The 15,148-nt window shown below is 67.5% G+C and carries 12 protein-coding genes; 6 read left to right on the plus strand and 6 right to left on the minus strand.

All coding sequences use genetic code 11. From position 1 onward, the window contains the following. The first annotated feature begins 95 nt into the window (after positions 1-95). A complete protein-coding gene (gene hisS / locus ACK4E3_RS05095; RefSeq protein ID WP_409697259.1) occupies positions 96-1,616 on the plus strand; it encodes a histidine--tRNA ligase in 1,521 nt (506 codons plus the stop codon). 447 nt (positions 1,617-2,063) lie between these two features. Here hisS and ACK4E3_RS05100 read toward each other — a convergent pair whose 3' ends face one another. Further along, positions 2,064-4,202: a M13 family metallopeptidase gene (locus ACK4E3_RS05100; protein ID WP_409697262.1), complete on the minus strand. Its 2,139-nt coding sequence runs from the start codon at positions 4,200-4,202 to the stop codon at positions 2,064-2,066. A 228-nt stretch (positions 4,203-4,430) separates the two neighbouring features. Further along, positions 4,431-4,985: a PH domain-containing protein gene (locus ACK4E3_RS05105; protein WP_409697265.1), complete on the minus strand. Its 555-nt coding sequence runs from the start codon at positions 4,983-4,985 to the stop codon at positions 4,431-4,433. Between the two features lie 313 nt (positions 4,986-5,298). Here ACK4E3_RS05105 and ACK4E3_RS05110 point away from each other — a divergent pair, with 313 nt between their 5' ends. Both ACK4E3_RS05110 and ACK4E3_RS05115 read left to right on the plus strand, forming a co-directional pair. Next, positions 5,299-5,541, plus strand: coding sequence for a hypothetical protein (locus ACK4E3_RS05110; RefSeq protein WP_409697268.1), 243 nt, complete (start codon positions 5,299-5,301; stop codon positions 5,539-5,541). A 4-nt stretch (positions 5,542-5,545) separates the two neighbouring features. After that, positions 5,546-6,205 (plus strand): TetR family transcriptional regulator, encoded by a 660-nt coding sequence (locus tag ACK4E3_RS05115; RefSeq protein WP_409697271.1) that lies wholly within the window; start codon positions 5,546-5,548, stop codon positions 6,203-6,205. 73 nt (positions 6,206-6,278) lie between these two features. On the opposite strand, the gene ACK4E3_RS05120 is transcribed toward ACK4E3_RS05115, so the two are convergent. Continuing rightward, entirely contained in the window at positions 6,279-7,373 is a 1,095-nt protein-coding gene (locus ACK4E3_RS05120) for a Rieske 2Fe-2S domain-containing protein (protein ID WP_409697274.1), read from the minus strand. A gap of 208 nt (positions 7,374-7,581) precedes the next feature. Between ACK4E3_RS05120 and ACK4E3_RS05125 the strand changes: the two genes are divergently transcribed. Together ACK4E3_RS05125 and ACK4E3_RS05130 are read left to right on the plus strand one after the other, a co-directional pair. After that, a complete protein-coding gene (locus ACK4E3_RS05125) occupies positions 7,582-8,511 on the plus strand; it encodes an alpha/beta fold hydrolase (protein ID WP_409697277.1) in 930 nt (309 codons plus the stop codon). 247 nt (positions 8,512-8,758) lie between these two features. Then, entirely contained in the window at positions 8,759-10,825 is a 2,067-nt protein-coding gene (locus tag ACK4E3_RS05130) for a transglycosylase domain-containing protein (RefSeq protein WP_409697280.1), read from the plus strand. Positions 10,826-10,842: 17 nt separating this feature from the next. Here ACK4E3_RS05130 and ACK4E3_RS05135 read toward each other — a convergent pair whose 3' ends face one another. The 3 genes from ACK4E3_RS05135 to ACK4E3_RS05145 all read right to left on the minus strand — a co-directional run bounded on the left by ACK4E3_RS05135 (position 10,843) and on the right by ACK4E3_RS05145 (position 13,596). Next, a complete protein-coding gene (locus ACK4E3_RS05135; protein ID WP_409697283.1) occupies positions 10,843-11,562 on the minus strand; it encodes a M48 family metallopeptidase in 720 nt (239 codons plus the stop codon). Beyond that, positions 11,528-12,823: a polyhydroxyalkanoate depolymerase gene (locus ACK4E3_RS05140; protein WP_409697286.1), complete on the minus strand. Its 1,296-nt coding sequence runs from the start codon at positions 12,821-12,823 to the stop codon at positions 11,528-11,530. The genes ACK4E3_RS05135 and ACK4E3_RS05140 overlap by 35 nt, the downstream gene beginning before the upstream one ends. A gap of 134 nt (positions 12,824-12,957) precedes the next feature. Then, positions 12,958-13,596, minus strand: a complete 639-nt coding sequence (locus tag ACK4E3_RS05145) for an SCO family protein (protein ID WP_409697290.1) — start codon at positions 13,594-13,596, stop codon at positions 12,958-12,960. A gap of 75 nt (positions 13,597-13,671) precedes the next feature. Here ACK4E3_RS05145 and ACK4E3_RS05150 point away from each other — a divergent pair, with 75 nt between their 5' ends. Beyond that, the gene (locus tag ACK4E3_RS05150) at positions 13,672-15,114 is read left to right on the plus strand and encodes an ActS/PrrB/RegB family redox-sensitive histidine kinase (protein ID WP_409697294.1); all 1,443 of its coding nucleotides are present in this window, start codon (positions 13,672-13,674) and stop codon (positions 15,112-15,114) included. The last annotated feature ends 34 nt before the right edge of the window (positions 15,115-15,148 follow it).

Consider the following 15,148-nt stretch of genomic DNA (forward strand, 5'->3'; position numbering starts at 1 on the left):
CAGAGCCGCAGGCGGGATCGACGGAGTCTGCCTCGGACGGATGATGTTGCGGGGGCAATGTTGCGGGCGTGGGGGCTTTGGCTTAAGCGCCCCTCATGACCACAACGCCCGAGACCAAGACTCCCGAGACCACGGCACCCGAGCCTGCCACCCCCCGCCCCGAAGCGCGCGCGCCGCGCGGCTTCGCCGACCGCCGCGCCGCCGATCTGGCGCTGGAGCGGCATATCGTGGACAAGGTGTCGGCGGTCTATGAGCGCTGGGGCTTCGAGGCCCTGGCCACGCCCGCGTTCGAGTATGCCGATGCGCTGGGCAAGTTCCTGCCCGATGCCGACCGGCCCAACGAGGGCGTCTTTGCCCTGGCCGACGACGACGAGCAGTGGATGGCGCTGCGCTATGACCTGACCGCGCCCCTGGCCCGCTTTGCCGCCCAGAACTGGGAGACCCTGCCCAAGCCCTTCCGCCGCTATGCCTTCGGGCCGGTGTGGCGCAACGAAAAGCCGGGACCGGGGCGCTTTCGCGAGTTCATCCAGTGCGACGCCGACACGGTCGGCAGCGCGCGGCCCGAGGCCGATGCCGAGATCATCGCCATGGCCGCCGAGGGGCTGCGCGCGGCTGGACTAGGCGCGGACCAGGCCGTGCTGCGCATCGCCAGCCGCAAGCTGGTCAACGGCGTGCTGGAGGCCGCAGGCGTCACCTCTGCCGCCCAGACCCTGAGCGTGCTGCGCGCCATCGACAAGCTGGACCGGCTCGGCCCTGAGGGCGTCAGCGCCCTGCTCGGCGAGGGCCGTCTCGATGATTCGGGCGACTTCACCAAGGGCGCGGGTCTGACGCGCTCGGGCATTGATGCGGTGCTCAGCTATCTGGCGGTCACGGCAGACAGCCGCACAGCCGTGCTCGATGCGCTCGATGGCATCATCGGCTCTACGCGCGCGGGCGCCGAGGGGCTGGCCGATCTGGCACGCATCACCGAGGCCCTGAAAGCGCTGGGCGTGGGCGAGACGGCGGCGGTGATCGATCCGTCCGTTGTGCGCGGACTGGAATACTACACCGGCGCGGTGTTCGAGGCCGAACTGCTGCTCGTCACAACCGACGAGAAGGGCCGCGCGGTGCGCTTCGGCTCCATCGGCGGGGGCGGGCGCTATGACGATCTGGTCGCGCGCTTCACGGGCGAGACCGTGCCGGCCACGGGCTTCAGCTTCGGGGTGTCGCGCCTCGGTGCGGCCCTGCGTGCGGCAGGGCTTGGCGATCAGTCCGCCGTGCGCGGCCCCGTCGTCGTCATCGCCTTCGACCAGGGCGACATGGCGCACTATTTCGCGGCCGCATCTGAACTGCGCAGCCATGGCATCGCCGCCGAGGTCTATCTGGGTCAGGCCGGCATGAAGGCCCAGATGAAATACGCCGACCGGCGCAGGGCCCCCGCCGCCATCATGCTGGGCGGCGACGAGATTGCGTCGGGGCGCGTCACGATCAAGGATCTCGATCTTGGCCGGGCCCTGTCGGCCAAGGTGGCGGACAACCAGACCTGGAAGGACGAGCGGCCCGGCCAGATCAGTGTGCCGCGCGATCAGATGATCGCCGAGGTGCGCCGGATACTGAGCGCCGCCCAGGCTGACTGAACAGCGATCACCTTGAGTTTGCTCCGCTTTTGACCATGCCCGCGATTGACAGAGGCGGGATTCTGACGTTGTATCGCCCCACGTGAGGCGTGATCTGCGCGCGCATCCTGATGCGCGAGCCGTTTGCCCTCCGGCGTTTCGGGGAGGAAACGCTGCTCGGAAATGAGCAAAAAAGAAGCCCGTCGCGATGTATCCCCCGCGGCGGGCTTTTTTAATTGCGCCCGTCATCAGTGACCCACAGCCACCGGCCCCAGACCGCATTCTGGCCCGCATTCTGGCCCGCATTCTGGCCTGCACTCTGCGTCGCCCGGGGCGATGCCCGGACGCTGAAAGCATGAAGCTGAAAGCGGGAGCCAGATAAACGAAGGGCCGGATGAACGAAGGGCCAGATAAACGAAGGGCCGGGCGCGAGCGCCCGGCCCCCAGATTCAGATCATGGCGCTCAGATCACCACAGGCGCACGCGCTGGTCGGGCGCGACCCAGTAGCGATCGCCCTCCTCGACGCCAAAGGCCTCGTACCAGGCGTCGATGTTGCGCACCGGACCGATGACGCGGAAGATGTTGGGGCTGTGCGGGCCGGTGGCGAGCTGCTGGCGCAGGGCATCGTCACGATACTTGCCGCGCCACACCTGGGCCCAACCGAGGAACACGCGCTGATCGCCCGTGAAGCCGTCCAGCACCGGCGCCTCGGCCCCGTTCAGCGACATGCGATAGCCTTCCAGCCCCAGGGTCACACCGGCCAGATCGCCGATGTTCTCGCCCATGCTGAGGCGCCCGTTGATGAACTGGCCGGGGATGGGCTCATAGCTGTCGTACTGCGCGCCCAGGATCGTGGCCTGAGCCTCGAAGCGCTGGGCATCCTCGGCGGTCCACCAGTCGCGCAGAACGCCGTCGCCGTCGGACTTGCGGCCCTGATCGTCGAAGCCGTGGCCGATCTCGTGCCCGATCACACCGCCGATGCCGCCGTAGTTGATGGCCGGGTCCGCGTCGGGATCGAAGAAGGGCGGTTGCAGGATGGCCGCCGGGAACACGATCTCGTTCTTGGTCGAGGAATAGTAGGCGTTCACCGTCTGGGGCGTCATGCCCCACTCGTTGGGATCGACCGGACGGTCGAGGCGCGCGAGCTGATAGTTCCAGTTGAAGCGGCCCGAAGCCAGCATGTTGCCGAACAGGTCGTCGGGGCGGACTTCAAGCTCTGAATAGTCGCGCCACTCGTCCGGGTAGCCGATCTTGACGCCGAACTTCTCCAGCTTGTCGAGGGCCTCAACCTTGGTCTCATCGCTCATCCAGTCGAGGTTCTGGATGCGCACGGCCATGGCCAGGCGCAGGTTCTCGACCAGCTCTTCCATCTGGGCGCGATACTCGGGCGGGAACCAGCGCGCGACATAGAGACGGCCCAGCGCCTCGCCCATGCGGCTCTGGGCGAAGCCCACGGCGCGCTTGTTGCGCGGGCGCTGTTCGAGCTGACCGGCCAGTTCGCGCGAGCGGAACTCCCACTGGGCGTCGGAGAAGCGCGACGACAGGAAGCTGGCCGCCCCGTCGATGGTGTTGAACGCCTGCCAGGCGCGCAAGGTGGCGATGTCGGTCTCGGCAAAGATCGCCGCGATCGCCGGGAAGGCGGTGTTCTGGCTGACGATGAAGCGATCGCGGTTGCCGACGCCCGCCGCCACGAAATAGCGGTTCCAGTCAAAGCCCGGCGCCTGGGCGATCAGGTCGGCCTGGCTCATGGGATTGTAGGTGCGGTCGCGGTCGCGGCTCTCGGCGCGGGTCCAGTGGGCCTGGGCGATGCGCGTTTCCATCTCGACGATGGCGCGGGCATTGGCGGTCGGGTTTTCCCAGCCCGCCATCTCGAGCATGCGCGCGACATAGACCTCATAGGCCGCCAGCTTGTCGGCGAAGGTCTCGCTCAGATAGTAGTCGCGGTTGGGCAGGCCGAGCCCGCTCTGGGACATATAGAGCGCATAGGCCTCGGGATTGCGTGCATCGTCGCTGACGCCCATGCCGAAGAAGCCGCTGCCCGGACGGCCCTGGGTCGAACCCATATAGGCCGCCATCTCTTCGTGGGTGGAGATCGCGCGGATGTCCGCCAGCATCGGCTGGAGCGGGGCATCATCGAGCGCCTCGATGCGCGCCACGTCCATGTAGCTGTTGTAGAGGTCGCGGATCTTGGCCTCGTCCGAGCCTGCGGCCAGATCGCCGCTGGTGGACAGCTCGCCGATCAGCGCTTCCATCCGGTTTTCCGAAAGCTGCGCCAGGATGTCGAACGAGCCATAGCGCGTGCGGTCGGCCGGGATGACCAGATTGTCGTAGTCGGTGCCGTTGGCGTAGCGGAAGAAGTCGTCGCCTGCACGCACGCTGCGGTCCATGCCCGCGATGTCGAAGCCCCAGCTGCCGTAGCGCGGCGCCTCGATGCCCGTGAAGCCCTCGCCCCCTTCGGGATTGGTGATGCCGAACAGCGAGATGTTGTGGCACAGCTCGTCGAGGCACACCGCGTCCTCGCTGATGCGTGCGGCCGGCTCATGGGCGGTGACGGTGGCGGGCAGGATCAGGGCGCCGAGCGCGGCCCCAAGCAGCAGTTTCCTCATTCGAGCGTCCTCACGTCTCTGATGCCGCGACCCATCTGGCGGGGTCTTGCGGCGGTGGCATCGGGGGAGCGGGCTCCCGGATCATTGGCCTGACAGGCACTTACATAGCCAATGCAGGCGACAAGGTCAGTCCCATCCAGACACGGTATTAAGGGGTTTGGGCGTGGCTGTGGCTTAAATATCGTTCATCTGAACCAGTCTGCGCAGGCCAGATCAGCCGACACACGCTCAGTTCTGGTCGATGAGCGGAGACGCCTGGCGCTCCACCACCGCCTTGGCCTCGAGCATGGCGCGCTTGAAGCCCAGCGGGTCGGTGATGGTGTAGAGCCGGTTCACCCCCTGCTCGCTGGCCGTCAGGATCACGATGTCGCCAAAGCCCAGAATGCGCCCGATCAGGGACTGGTGGGTCTGAACGTCGTTGAGCTTTTCGAGCAGGGAATCGGACACCCGCTTGTTGAGCACGCCCTCCATCTGGATGACGCGGATCGAGGTCATGACGTTCTTTTCGTTCAGCCAGACCAGATGCTCCCAGAACCACATGAATCCCGGAATGAGGGCCGCGCCCGCCAGCCAGAGCCATATCTGGGAGTCCGGCGGCTCGTTCAGGAAGAACCACACGCTGGCTCCCGCGATCAGGAAGAACAGCACCATCCACCAGAAGGTCTTGACGAACCAGATGATCCAGTGCCGCCGCGTCAGGCGCAGGATCTGTTCGTCGGCGGTAAGCACCTTGCGAAGGTAGCCGCTGGGCCTGTAGCTGCCGTATCTGTCGCCGCCGTTCAAAGGCTCCCCTCCCCTGCTGGGTCCGCGCACAGGTGATCTGGCCGACCTTTCCGGTACGCCTCAGCGGTACCCATGCGCGCTCGCCACCGCACCCTAGTCGCAAATCCACCGGCATGGCTACGGCGTTCGCCTGTGGCGCGGCGACAGCGTTAACGTCCTGCGCCCATGACGGGTTGCGGCGTCGTGTCGCAAGCAAACGGCGAACAATGTTCGCGGAACGGCAAAGCTGAAACCTATTTCGGCCAAGATTTGCTGATCTAAAGACTGGGCTTGGCTCCTTGCGAGCCCCACAATTCGAAGAAACTCCTGCACAATGAGCGCACTGACTTCTCCTGCCGTGAACGGGCAGGGACACGAACACATGGACGAGACCGCGATGCTGGCCGCCGAGCTGCGCGGCCTGATCGACGACCTGAAATCGGCAGCAGCCGACGGGCGCTTTCTGGCCCGCAAACAGGCTGAACTGTTAACCGAGGCCGTCGATGAGTACTGCGGCCAATTCGAGCGCCGTGCCGAGAGCGTACTGGCGCGTCTTGAAGCCATCCAGTCCGAGTAAGCGTATGAACGAGTCCAGTCTCAAAGCCCCCTACACCGCTGTCGACAGCCCTCCTGCCCGGCTCAACCGCCGCCAGGAAGCCAAGCAGAAAACGCGCCTGCGTGTGCTCGAATCAGCCCGCAGCCTGTTCGCCCTGCACGGCTATGACAGCGCCACCATCCGCGACATCGCCTCGGGCGCGGGCATGTCAACGGGGGCTGTGTTCGCCAACTTTCAGGACAAGGCCGACCTGTTCGAAGCGGTGCTGACCGAAGACATGGAAGAAACGGCCAGCGCCATGCGCCGGGGCGCCGAACAGGCCCGCGGTGAGGGGCTGCGCGCCCAGATCATCGCCATGTTCCGCGAGGGCTATGCCCACGGCCTCGAGCGCCTGCCGCTGGTGCAGGCCACGGTGGCGCGCCTGTGGTTTCAGCCGGTCGATGCCGAGCTGCGCACCCGCCAGATCGTGCGCGAGGCCATGCAGGTGGTCTCCGAGACCCTGCGCGACGGTGTGCGACGCGGCGAGTTGACCGAAGGGGTCGACCTCAAGCTGCTGTGCGAGACGCTGTGGGATCTCTATCTCGTGAACTATCGCAAGGCGGCCTATGAGAGCTGGTCGCTGAGCCAGATCGTCACGCGGCTGGAGACCCAGGTCGACATGGTTCTGGCCCAAGGTCGGGCCTGACGCGACCGACTGCCCAATGATCCGGGCCTGAGATCCGGGCCTGAAGCGGCCGACTGCTGAACGAGGCGCGCCGCTAGCTGCGCCAGCGCAGGACCGTCGGCTCGACCGGATTGCTGAACGCCCGGCCTTCCTCGCGCGACCTGATCCATTCACGCTTGAGCTGCTGATACCATTTGGCCTGACGGTCCGCGTCGTCGATCCAGATCAGGCCGGGGCGATAGCGCAGGCCTTCGTTCTGCAGGTTCACCATGTCGCCGTCCTGCTTGAGGAAGGCGCGCGCGCCCATGCGCAGGAAGGGGCGCACCAGATTGAACACCGGGTGGTCGGACCAGAAGATCTGGGTGATGCGCGTGCGCGTCTCGTCCAGCGGCGTCAGGCAGGTGAGCGCCAGAACCTGGCGCTGGCCGACCACGATGTGCTCCCAGCGATAGCCCGGCAGGCGGAAGGTGATCTCGGTCTCGGGACGCCCGCCCAGCAGGGCATAGGCGCGGCTGTTGGATGAAGGCGCATGGCGCGCCATGGCAAAGCCCAGCTCGCGCGGCTCGAAGGCCTTCTGCTTGTCGTGCTGGCTGTGCTCGCTGCGCCACCACCACTGCCGGTGGACATAGGGGCCGTGGGCCGGGTCCATCAGGCCGACAACCGCGTGGTCGATGTGGGCCTCGAACACCATGCGCTCGACCAGCTTTGGCGCGCCGCCGACCACGCCGGGAAAGGCGGGCGGAGCGGTGTCGGGCTCATCTGTGGGCGCATCACCCATAAAAACGAACACCATCCCCTGGCTCTCGCGTACGCAATAGCGGCGCACACGGATACGCTCGACCTCCATGGCCTGATCGCTGACCAGCGAGGGGATGGCGGCACAGGCTCCGTCGGCGCGGAAGCGCCAGCCGTGATAGGGGCACTCGATGGTCTCGCCCTCGCCCTCGCGCCGCACCATGCGCCCGGCCGACAGGGGCGCGGCACGGTGGGGGCAGATGTCGCGCAGGGCATAGATCTGGCCGGACGGCATGCGCCCGATCAGCACCGGCTCGCCCAGCAGTTCGTGGCGCGCCATCTTGCCGGGCTTCACCTCACAGGACAGGGCGGCAAAATACCAGCAGTCGCGCAAGAGCCCCTGACCGAAGGCGGGGGCGCGGCTCTTGGGGGCAGCGGTGTCGGCAGGGCTCATCGCGCACTCGTCGAAGTCGGTTCCGGCATGAAGCTATGGCGCGCTCGGAGCATTTGCAAAAGCGCCCATCTGGCACAAAGCACTTTACGTCGCAAAGTGTATGGGCCATACCGGTATCAGTCCGGCTTGATCGTGTCCCTGCGCCATGATCAGTCTGACGACGAGACCCCTTCCGGCCCCGCGCGGGCCTGCACGAACAGGATCGCCCATGCCCATTCGCTTGCTTCTCGGTCCGCTTGCCCTCGCGCTGGTCCTTGCCACCTCGGCCTGCACCGGCCACGCCATCATGCCGTCCCAACCTGCATCCACCGCCAGCGCCTTCGTATCAGACCGGATCGGCGTGCTGGTCGAGGGCGAGGGCCCGGACGTGATCCTGATCCCCGGCCTCAGCTCCTCACCCGAGGTGTGGGAGGGCACGCTTGCCCACCTGCGCGGGCGCTATCGCGTGCACCGCATCCATGTGGGCGGCTTTGCCGGTCAGCCCGCAGGTGCCAACAGCCAAGGCCCCGTGGCCGCCCCTGTGGCCGAGGAGATCGCCCGCTATGTGCGCGAGAACGGCCTTGAGCGCCCGGCCCTGATCGGTCACTCCATGGGCGGCACCATCGCCATGATGGTGGCGGCGCGCCACCCCGATGCAACGGGCGGGATCATGGTGGTGGACATGATTCCCTTCGTGGGCGCGATGTTCGGCGCGCCGGGCGCCACGGTGGAGGACATCCGCCCGATTGCCGATCAAATCCGTGCCATGCAGGCCGGATCGCCACGCGCCCTGTGGGATGCCCAGGCCGAACAGACCATCAACGGCATGATCAACACCGAGGCCATGCGGCCCATGGCCCTGCGTCACAGCCGCGCCAGCGACCAGCAGGTCTCTGCCACCGCCTTCCATGAGCTGGCCACCACCGATCTGACGCGCGAGATCAGCGCCATCACCGTGCCGGTGAGCGTGCTCTATGTCACCTTCAACGATGCGCGCATGACCCCCGAGATGACCGACGCCATCTACAGGGCCAGCTATGCAAACCAGCCGAGTGCCCGACTGGTGCGCATCGAGGACTCGGCGCACTTCATCATGTTCGACCAGCCTGCGCGCTTCTACGCCGAAGTCGACAGCTTCCTTGCCGGGCTGGAGCGCTGAGCGGCGCGGCCTGCGCCATTGTTTCGGCGGAAACGTCCGGCAAGTCTGTCTCCTGGTGAATACCCCTGTCGGCTGCAAGCCGTTGGACGGTGTTAATCACTTGCGGCATAGGACGCTCTGACGGTCATTCGCTGCGATGGCGGCTCGCGCCTTGGGGTCGCATCGCCAGAGGGCTGACCCACAGGGCTGATTAAGTGGCCGGGACGTCTGGCGGGATGCGCGCGCATCCCTGATCTTGAGGGTGGCAATGGCAGGTCGCGCAGCGGGTTCAGGCAGCAGGGGCTCTCGCCCGCCCATGAACCGCTTCCTTTACTGGTCCGCCGTTGCGGGCGTATGGGGCCTTATCTTCCTGGTGGTGTTCCTGGCCGTGTTCGCGCGCGGCCTGCCCAGCACCGCCTCGCTCTATGACGTGGAGCGGCAGGCCTCGATCACCTATCTGGACCGTAACGGCGCGCTGATCGCCATGCGCGGCAGCCAGCAGGCCCCGCCCGTCGATGTCGATTCCCTGCCCGACTATGTGCCCGCCGCCTTCATCGCGGTGGAGGACCGGCGCTTTTATCATCACCCCGGCTTCGACCCCATCGGCATGGTGCGGGCCATGCTGGCCAACATGCGCGCCGGGCGCGTGGTGCAGGGCGGCTCGACCATCACCCAGCAGCTCGCCAAGAACCTGTTCCTGACGCCCGACCAGAACATGAGACGCAAGGTGCAGGAGCTGATCCTGGCCGTCTGGCTGGAGATGCGCTTTTCCAAGGACGAGATTCTCGGGCTGTATCTCAACCGCGTCTATTTCGGGGCCGGGGCCTATGGCATCGAGGCCGCGTCCCAGCGCTATTTCGACAAGTCAGCCTCCGAGCTGAGCGTGGGCGAGGCGGCCATGCTGGCGGGCCTGCTGAAGGCGCCCTCGCGCTACAGCCCCCTGTCCGAGACCGAGCGCGCCGCCGGGCGCGCCACGGTGGTGCTGAACGAAATGGAGCAGGCCCGGGTCATCACGCCCGAGCAGCGCGAGGCCGCGGTTCTGGAACCGGTGCGGGTGTCGCGCACCCTCGCCTCCCAGCACGCCCAGTATTTCGTCGACTGGCTGGACCGCGAGATCCGCACCCTGGTGGGCTCGGAGCCGGGCGAGGACCTGATCGTCGAGACCACGCTGGACCTGACCATCCAGACCGCCGCCGAGCGCGCGGTGCGCCAGATCATCGAGAGAGACCGGGGCCGGGGCGTGGAGCAGGCCGCTCTGGTGGCTCTGGACGGCGAGGGCCGCGTGCGCGCCCTGATCGGCGGGGCCTCCTATGCCGACAGCCAGTTCAACCGCGCCGTCGATGCGCGCCGTCAGGCCGGATCGGCCTTCAAGCCCTTCGTCTATCTGGCCGCCCTGGAGGCAGGCTATACGCCCGACACGCCCGTGGTGGACCAGCCGATCCGCATCGGCAACTGGTCGCCGTCGAACTACACCAACACCTTCATCGGCCAGACGACGCTGTCCAATGCGCTGGCCCAGTCGGTGAACACCATCGCCGCAGGGCTCGCCGACGAGATCGGGCGCGATCATGTGGCACGCGCCGCGCGGCGCCTTGGCGTTACCTCGCGCATCGGGCTGGAGCCGGCCATGGCGCTGGGTGCCGTCGAGATCAGCCCGCTTGAGATGGCCGGAGCCTATGCCGCCTTCGCCAATGGCGGCCGCCGCGTCGAGCCCCACGCCATCACGCGCATCCGCACTGTCGATGGCCGCATCGTCTATCAGCGCGCCCAGGCCGACAGCCGCGCCAATCAGGCCATCCAGAACCCGGCGCTCTACTACCTCAACCAGATGATGCGCGGGGTGATCACCTCGGGCACGGCGCGCTCGGTCGCCATCGCGGGCCGCGATCTGGCAGGCAAGACGGGCACCACCAGCGATTACCGCGACGCCTGGTTCGTGGGCTATACCGGCGGCTTCGCCGTGGCGGTATGGGTGGGCAAGGACGACAACTCGCCCATGCGCGGGGTGACCGGCGGTCAGGCCCCGGCCGCGATCTGGCGCGCCTTCATGCAGGCCGCCCTGCCGCGCCTGAACGTCCAGTCCATCCCCAACGGCCCGCCCCTGCCCGAAGGCTGGGTGCCGCCCGATCCCATCGGCGATGTCATGTCGGGCGCTGGCGAGTTCTATGACGATGCTGTGATCGGCCCGGAAATCCCCGCGCCATCGCAGCCCGCGCCCCAGCCGATGCCCCAGCCGACGCCCGGTCGTCAGCCCGATGTGATCGAGCCCCAGCCTGCCCAGAGGCCCGAACCGGAACCGGCAGAGCCGCCGCGCGCCAACCCGCTGTTCTTCTGATCAGCTTTCCCGCGCGGTCACGTCTGCGAGCGACCGACAGCGTGAAGGCGCGCACCCTCGCGCCGCAGCCAGGCCCGCGCCTCCTCCCATGGGCCGTAGAGGCGCTCGACCTCGGCCCAGAACGGCGGCTGGTGATGGGGGTGGACGAGGTGCGCCACCTCGTGGGCGGCCACATAGTCAAGCACCTCGGGCGGGGCCATGATCAGGCGCCACGAATAGCGGATGGACGCGCGCTGCGGCGAGCATGAGCCCCAGCGCCCGCCCGCATCGCCCAGCGAGACTTTCGGCACCGGCTGGCCAAGACGTGCGGCATGGCGGGCCGTGCAGTCGCCGAGCCGCACCCGCGCTTTTGTTCTGAGAAAGGCCTCGATCCGGCGCGAGAAAGCCTCGCCCTCGCCGCCCGCAACGATCACGTCCGGTCCCGCAAGCCGCGCGGCCCGGCGTCCCGGCTCGCTCGTCAGGGTGACGGGGCGCCCCTCGAAGGGAATGACCGCGCCGGGCGCAAAGGCGATGGATGCGGCCTGCGCCTCGCCCAGATGTCTGCCGATCCATGCCGAGCGGCTGCGTGCAAAGGCCAGAGCCGCGCCAAGGTGCCGGGTATGGGGCGCGACCACAACCGCCTCGCGCCGACCCGCATCGATACGCACGCCATAGCGGCGCGCTCGCGGATTGACGCTCAGGCGATAGGCGATGCCCTCAAGCTCAAGCCGCTGCCCGTGGCGAAGGTCTTTCAGCATCGGTGCCGCTCTCGCCCGCCCCGTGGGCGCGGTTCATGAAATCGCGGGCCAGCGGATAGATTTCCTCCCGGAAGCGCCGCCCGTTGAAGACCCCGTAGTGCCCCACTTCCGCCTGGACGTGAAGCACGCGCATGGCCTCGGGGATGTTCGGGCACAGCCCGTGGGCGGCCTGGGTCTGGCCCACGCCCGAGATGTCGTCGTTCTCGCCCTCGACCGTCATCAGGGCGATGTCGGTGATGGCGGACAGGTCCACGCGCCGCCCGCGGTGCCACAGCTCGCCTTTGGCCAGCAGGTGCTTCTGGAACACGATGTCCACGGTCTGAAGATAGAACTCTTCGGTCAGGTCCAGCACCGAGAGATACTCGTCGTAAAAGGCCTCGTGACGCGCCGCGCTGTCGCCGTCGCCCGCCACCAGATCGTTGAAATAGGCCCAGTGCGCCTCGCGGTGGCGCGCCTCGTTCATGGACATGAAGCTGTAGAGCTGCACGAAGCCCGGATAGACGCGCCGCCCCACCCCGGCATAGGGCAGGGGGACGGTGTAGATCATGTTCGAGCGGAACCAGGCAAAGGGCTTCTGCTCGGCCAGCTCGTTGGTCAGCGTCGGCGACAGGCGCGCATCGATGGGCGAGCCCATGTAGGTCATGGACAGGGGCCGCTGCGGATGAGCGTCCTCGGCCATCAGGGCACAGGCTGCCAGAACGGGCGGTCCGGGCTGGCACACGGCGACCACGTGGGCGCGCTCGCCCAGGGCCTCGAGCATGGTGCGCACATGGTCGATATAGTCGTGAAAGCCGAAGCGCCCCTCCATCAGGGGCACGTTGCGCGCATTGACCCAGTCGGTGATGTAGACGTCAAAGTCCTGAAGCCACGCCTCGACCGTGCCGCGCAGCAAGGTGGCATAGTGCCCCGACAAAGGTGCCACGATCAGCACCTTGGGCGCATCCGCCGGGCGTCCGGCCTTTTTCAGCGCCGAGCCGTCCCGCCGAAAGCGGATCAGGTTGCACCAGGGCGACGACCACACGGTCTCGATACTGACGGGCACGTCGACACCGCTGATCTCGACCTGATCGAGACCCCACTCGGGCTTGCCATAGCGGCGCGTGACGCTTTCGAACACGTCGGACATGGCCACGATGTTGCGGGCCAGGGCCGTGTCGCTCCACGGATTCGCGGGCGATGACCACAGGGTTTTCAGCGAAAGCGCGCCGAAGCGCAGAGGCGTCGCGGCGTGATAGGCCGCTTCGTGAAGTGTGTAGAGCATGAACGCTTATGCATCCCCTTGAGGCGCGGCGCTTCTGACATGGCGCGTTCGGTGCGCGAAAGCTTGCCTGATGATGAGGAGGCTCGGCCCCTCACGCAAGAGCCTAGACTGAACCGCGTTCAGATATAATGAACTCAGCGTGATGCGGTTTCATGGCTGGCCATGGCGCGGCGGATCACGCCGGCCGCATCGCGCGGCGACAGGCCATGAGCCAGGGCGCTCTGGAAGCGGCCCTCGGGGTTCATCAGATAGACCGTCAGGGTGTGGTTCATCGTGTAGCCGCCGGGCGTCTCGGCGCGGCTGTAGACGGCGCGATAGGCCTGCGCCGCCGCCGCGATCTGCTCGTCCGAACCCGTCAGGCCGATCACATTGGGCGGAAAATCGGGGCTGGACAGATAGTCGGCCAGCGCCTGGGGCGTATCGCGCGCAGGATCGACGGTGATGAACAGGATCTGGATGTCGTCACCCGCCGCTCCCAGCTCGCGCCGCGTGGCATCGAGAAGCTGCAAGGTGCCGGGGCAGAAATCCGGGCAGTAGGTGAAGCCGAAGAACACCAGCGTCCAGCGACCCTCGAGAATGGACTGGTCCACGGCTGCGCCTGTCTGATCGATCAGGCTGAAAGGCCCTCCGATGGCCGCCTCGCCCGTGGAGGCGATCACGTCGCCGCTGCCGACCCGCTCGCGTCCGCCCATCGCGATCAGCGCCGTGACCAGCAGGGCAAGGGCGATACCTACGCAGGCGGCGGCAAAGATGACTGTGTTGCGGCTGGGCACCCGGGCGTCTCCTTCAGAGCGCGGCAATCAAGGCTCTTTCATCCGCGCGGAGGCTCTATAACCTGCCCGCCAGCCATGACCCAAGCGCACCATTCGTCACAGCCGCCTGCGGGCGACGCGCCTAAGAACGCCGGAGAGGGCGCCAGCCTGTTCCAGGCCGTGCTGCGCCCCAGCCTCGCGCCGTGGGACGACACATCGGCGCGTGCGCGCGGCGTGCCGCTCGACACCCTGATCCTGCTGCGCTGGCTGGCGGTGGCGGGCCAGAGCATCGCGGTGCTCTTGTGCGCCTTCGTGCTGCGCCTCGACATCGCCCTGGTGCCCTGTCTGGTGGCCATCATGGCCAGCGCTGCGCTCAACCTGTTTGCCCAGGCGCGCCTGAAGCGGCCGCACGCGCGCGCGTCCGAGCGCAGCACCGCCCTTCAGATCGGCTTCGACATCACCCAGCTTGGCGTGCTGCTGGGCCTGACCGGCGGGCTCGACAATCCCTTTGCCCTGCTGCTCATCGCGCCGGTGACGGTGGCGGCGGCCACACTGTCGGGGCGCAGTGCCTTCCTGCTGGGGGCGCTGGCCCTGCTGATCGGGCTGCTTCTGTTCTTCTTTTCCCTGCCGCTGCCGTGGGCGGCGGGGGTGCGCATCGAGATGCCCCCGCTCTATCGCTTCGGGATGCTGAGCGCGCTGTCAGTGGGCGTGATCTTTACCGGCGGCTATGCGTGGCGCGTGGCACTGGAGGCCGAGCGCACCGAGCGCGCCCTGGCCGCCATGCGCGCGGTGCTGGCACGCGAGCAGAAGCTGACGGCGCTGGGCGGGCTGGCGGCCTCGGCGGCGCACGAGCTGGGCACGCCGCTGGCCACCATGCAGGTGGTGGCGCGCGAGATGCTGAGAGAAGCGCGGCGCAACCCGCACGATTCCAGCGTGGCCGAGGACGCCGCCCTGCTGCTGCAACAGGCCGAGCGGTGCCGGGACATCCTGCGACGCCTCTCCAGCCGCCCCGAGGACGGCGACATGGTGCACGGGCGCATGAGCCTGGAGCAGATCCTGGAGGAGGTCACCCAGAGCCATCGCGGCCTCGATGTGGAGATCGTGACCCGCATCGAGGGCGAGGGCGAGGCCCCCGTGCTGATGCGCCAGCCCGAGATCATTCACAGCCTGTCCGCCCTGCTTGAGAACGCGGTCGGCTTTGCCAGGGAGCGGGTCGAGCTGATCGCGCGCTTCGACGAGCAGAGCCTGCGCCTCGATGTCCTCGACGACGGACCGGGCTTTGCGGTCGACATCCTGCCCCGGCTGGGCGAGCCCTATGTCTCGTCGCGGGCCAGAGGCGAGACGGGCTATGAGGGCATGGGGCTGGGCCTTTTCATCGCGCGAACCCTGCTGGAGCGCACGGGCGCGCGGCTGGACTTCCGCAATCGCGCGCGCGGCGGACTGGGCGACGGCGGCGGGGCCGAGGTTCGCGTCAGGTGGCGGCGCAGCGACATCGAGGCGCGCGAGGCGGACGTAGCTGACGACACCTTGCCGGGCTGAAACGCCCGCGAACCTGTCACCGCCCGCTTTAGCG

It is taken from the genome of Brevundimonas sp. (genome assembly GCF_046299595.1).
In the GTDB taxonomy this organism is placed as follows: domain Bacteria; phylum Pseudomonadota; class Alphaproteobacteria; order Caulobacterales; family Caulobacteraceae; genus Brevundimonas.

What these genes read in the sequence shown, in the direction of transcription:
- ACK4E3_RS05100 (WP_409697262.1), bottom strand. Translation starts at nt 4,202, where the DNA reads ATGAGGAAACTGCTGCTTGGGGCCGCGCTCGGCGCCCTGATCCTGCCC.
- hisS (WP_409697259.1), top strand. Translation starts at nt 96, where the DNA reads ATGACCACAACGCCCGAGACCAAGACTCCCGAGACCACGGCACCCGAG.
- ACK4E3_RS05110 (WP_409697268.1), top strand. Translation starts at nt 5,299, where the DNA reads ATGAGCGCACTGACTTCTCCTGCCGTGAACGGGCAGGGACACGAACAC.
- ACK4E3_RS05140 (WP_409697286.1), bottom strand. Translation starts at nt 12,823, where the DNA reads ATGCTCTACACACTTCACGAAGCGGCCTATCACGCCGCGACGCCTCTG.
- ACK4E3_RS05130 (WP_409697280.1), top strand. Translation starts at nt 8,759, where the DNA reads ATGGCAGGTCGCGCAGCGGGTTCAGGCAGCAGGGGCTCTCGCCCGCCC.
- ACK4E3_RS05150 (WP_409697294.1), top strand. Translation starts at nt 13,672, where the DNA reads ATGACCCAAGCGCACCATTCGTCACAGCCGCCTGCGGGCGACGCGCCT.
- ACK4E3_RS05135 (WP_409697283.1), bottom strand. Translation starts at nt 11,562, where the DNA reads ATGCTGAAAGACCTTCGCCACGGGCAGCGGCTTGAGCTTGAGGGCATC.
- ACK4E3_RS05120 (WP_409697274.1), bottom strand. Translation starts at nt 7,373, where the DNA reads ATGAGCCCTGCCGACACCGCTGCCCCCAAGAGCCGCGCCCCCGCCTTC.
- ACK4E3_RS05125 (WP_409697277.1), top strand. Translation starts at nt 7,582, where the DNA reads ATGCCCATTCGCTTGCTTCTCGGTCCGCTTGCCCTCGCGCTGGTCCTT.
- ACK4E3_RS05115 (WP_409697271.1), top strand. Translation starts at nt 5,546, where the DNA reads ATGAACGAGTCCAGTCTCAAAGCCCCCTACACCGCTGTCGACAGCCCT.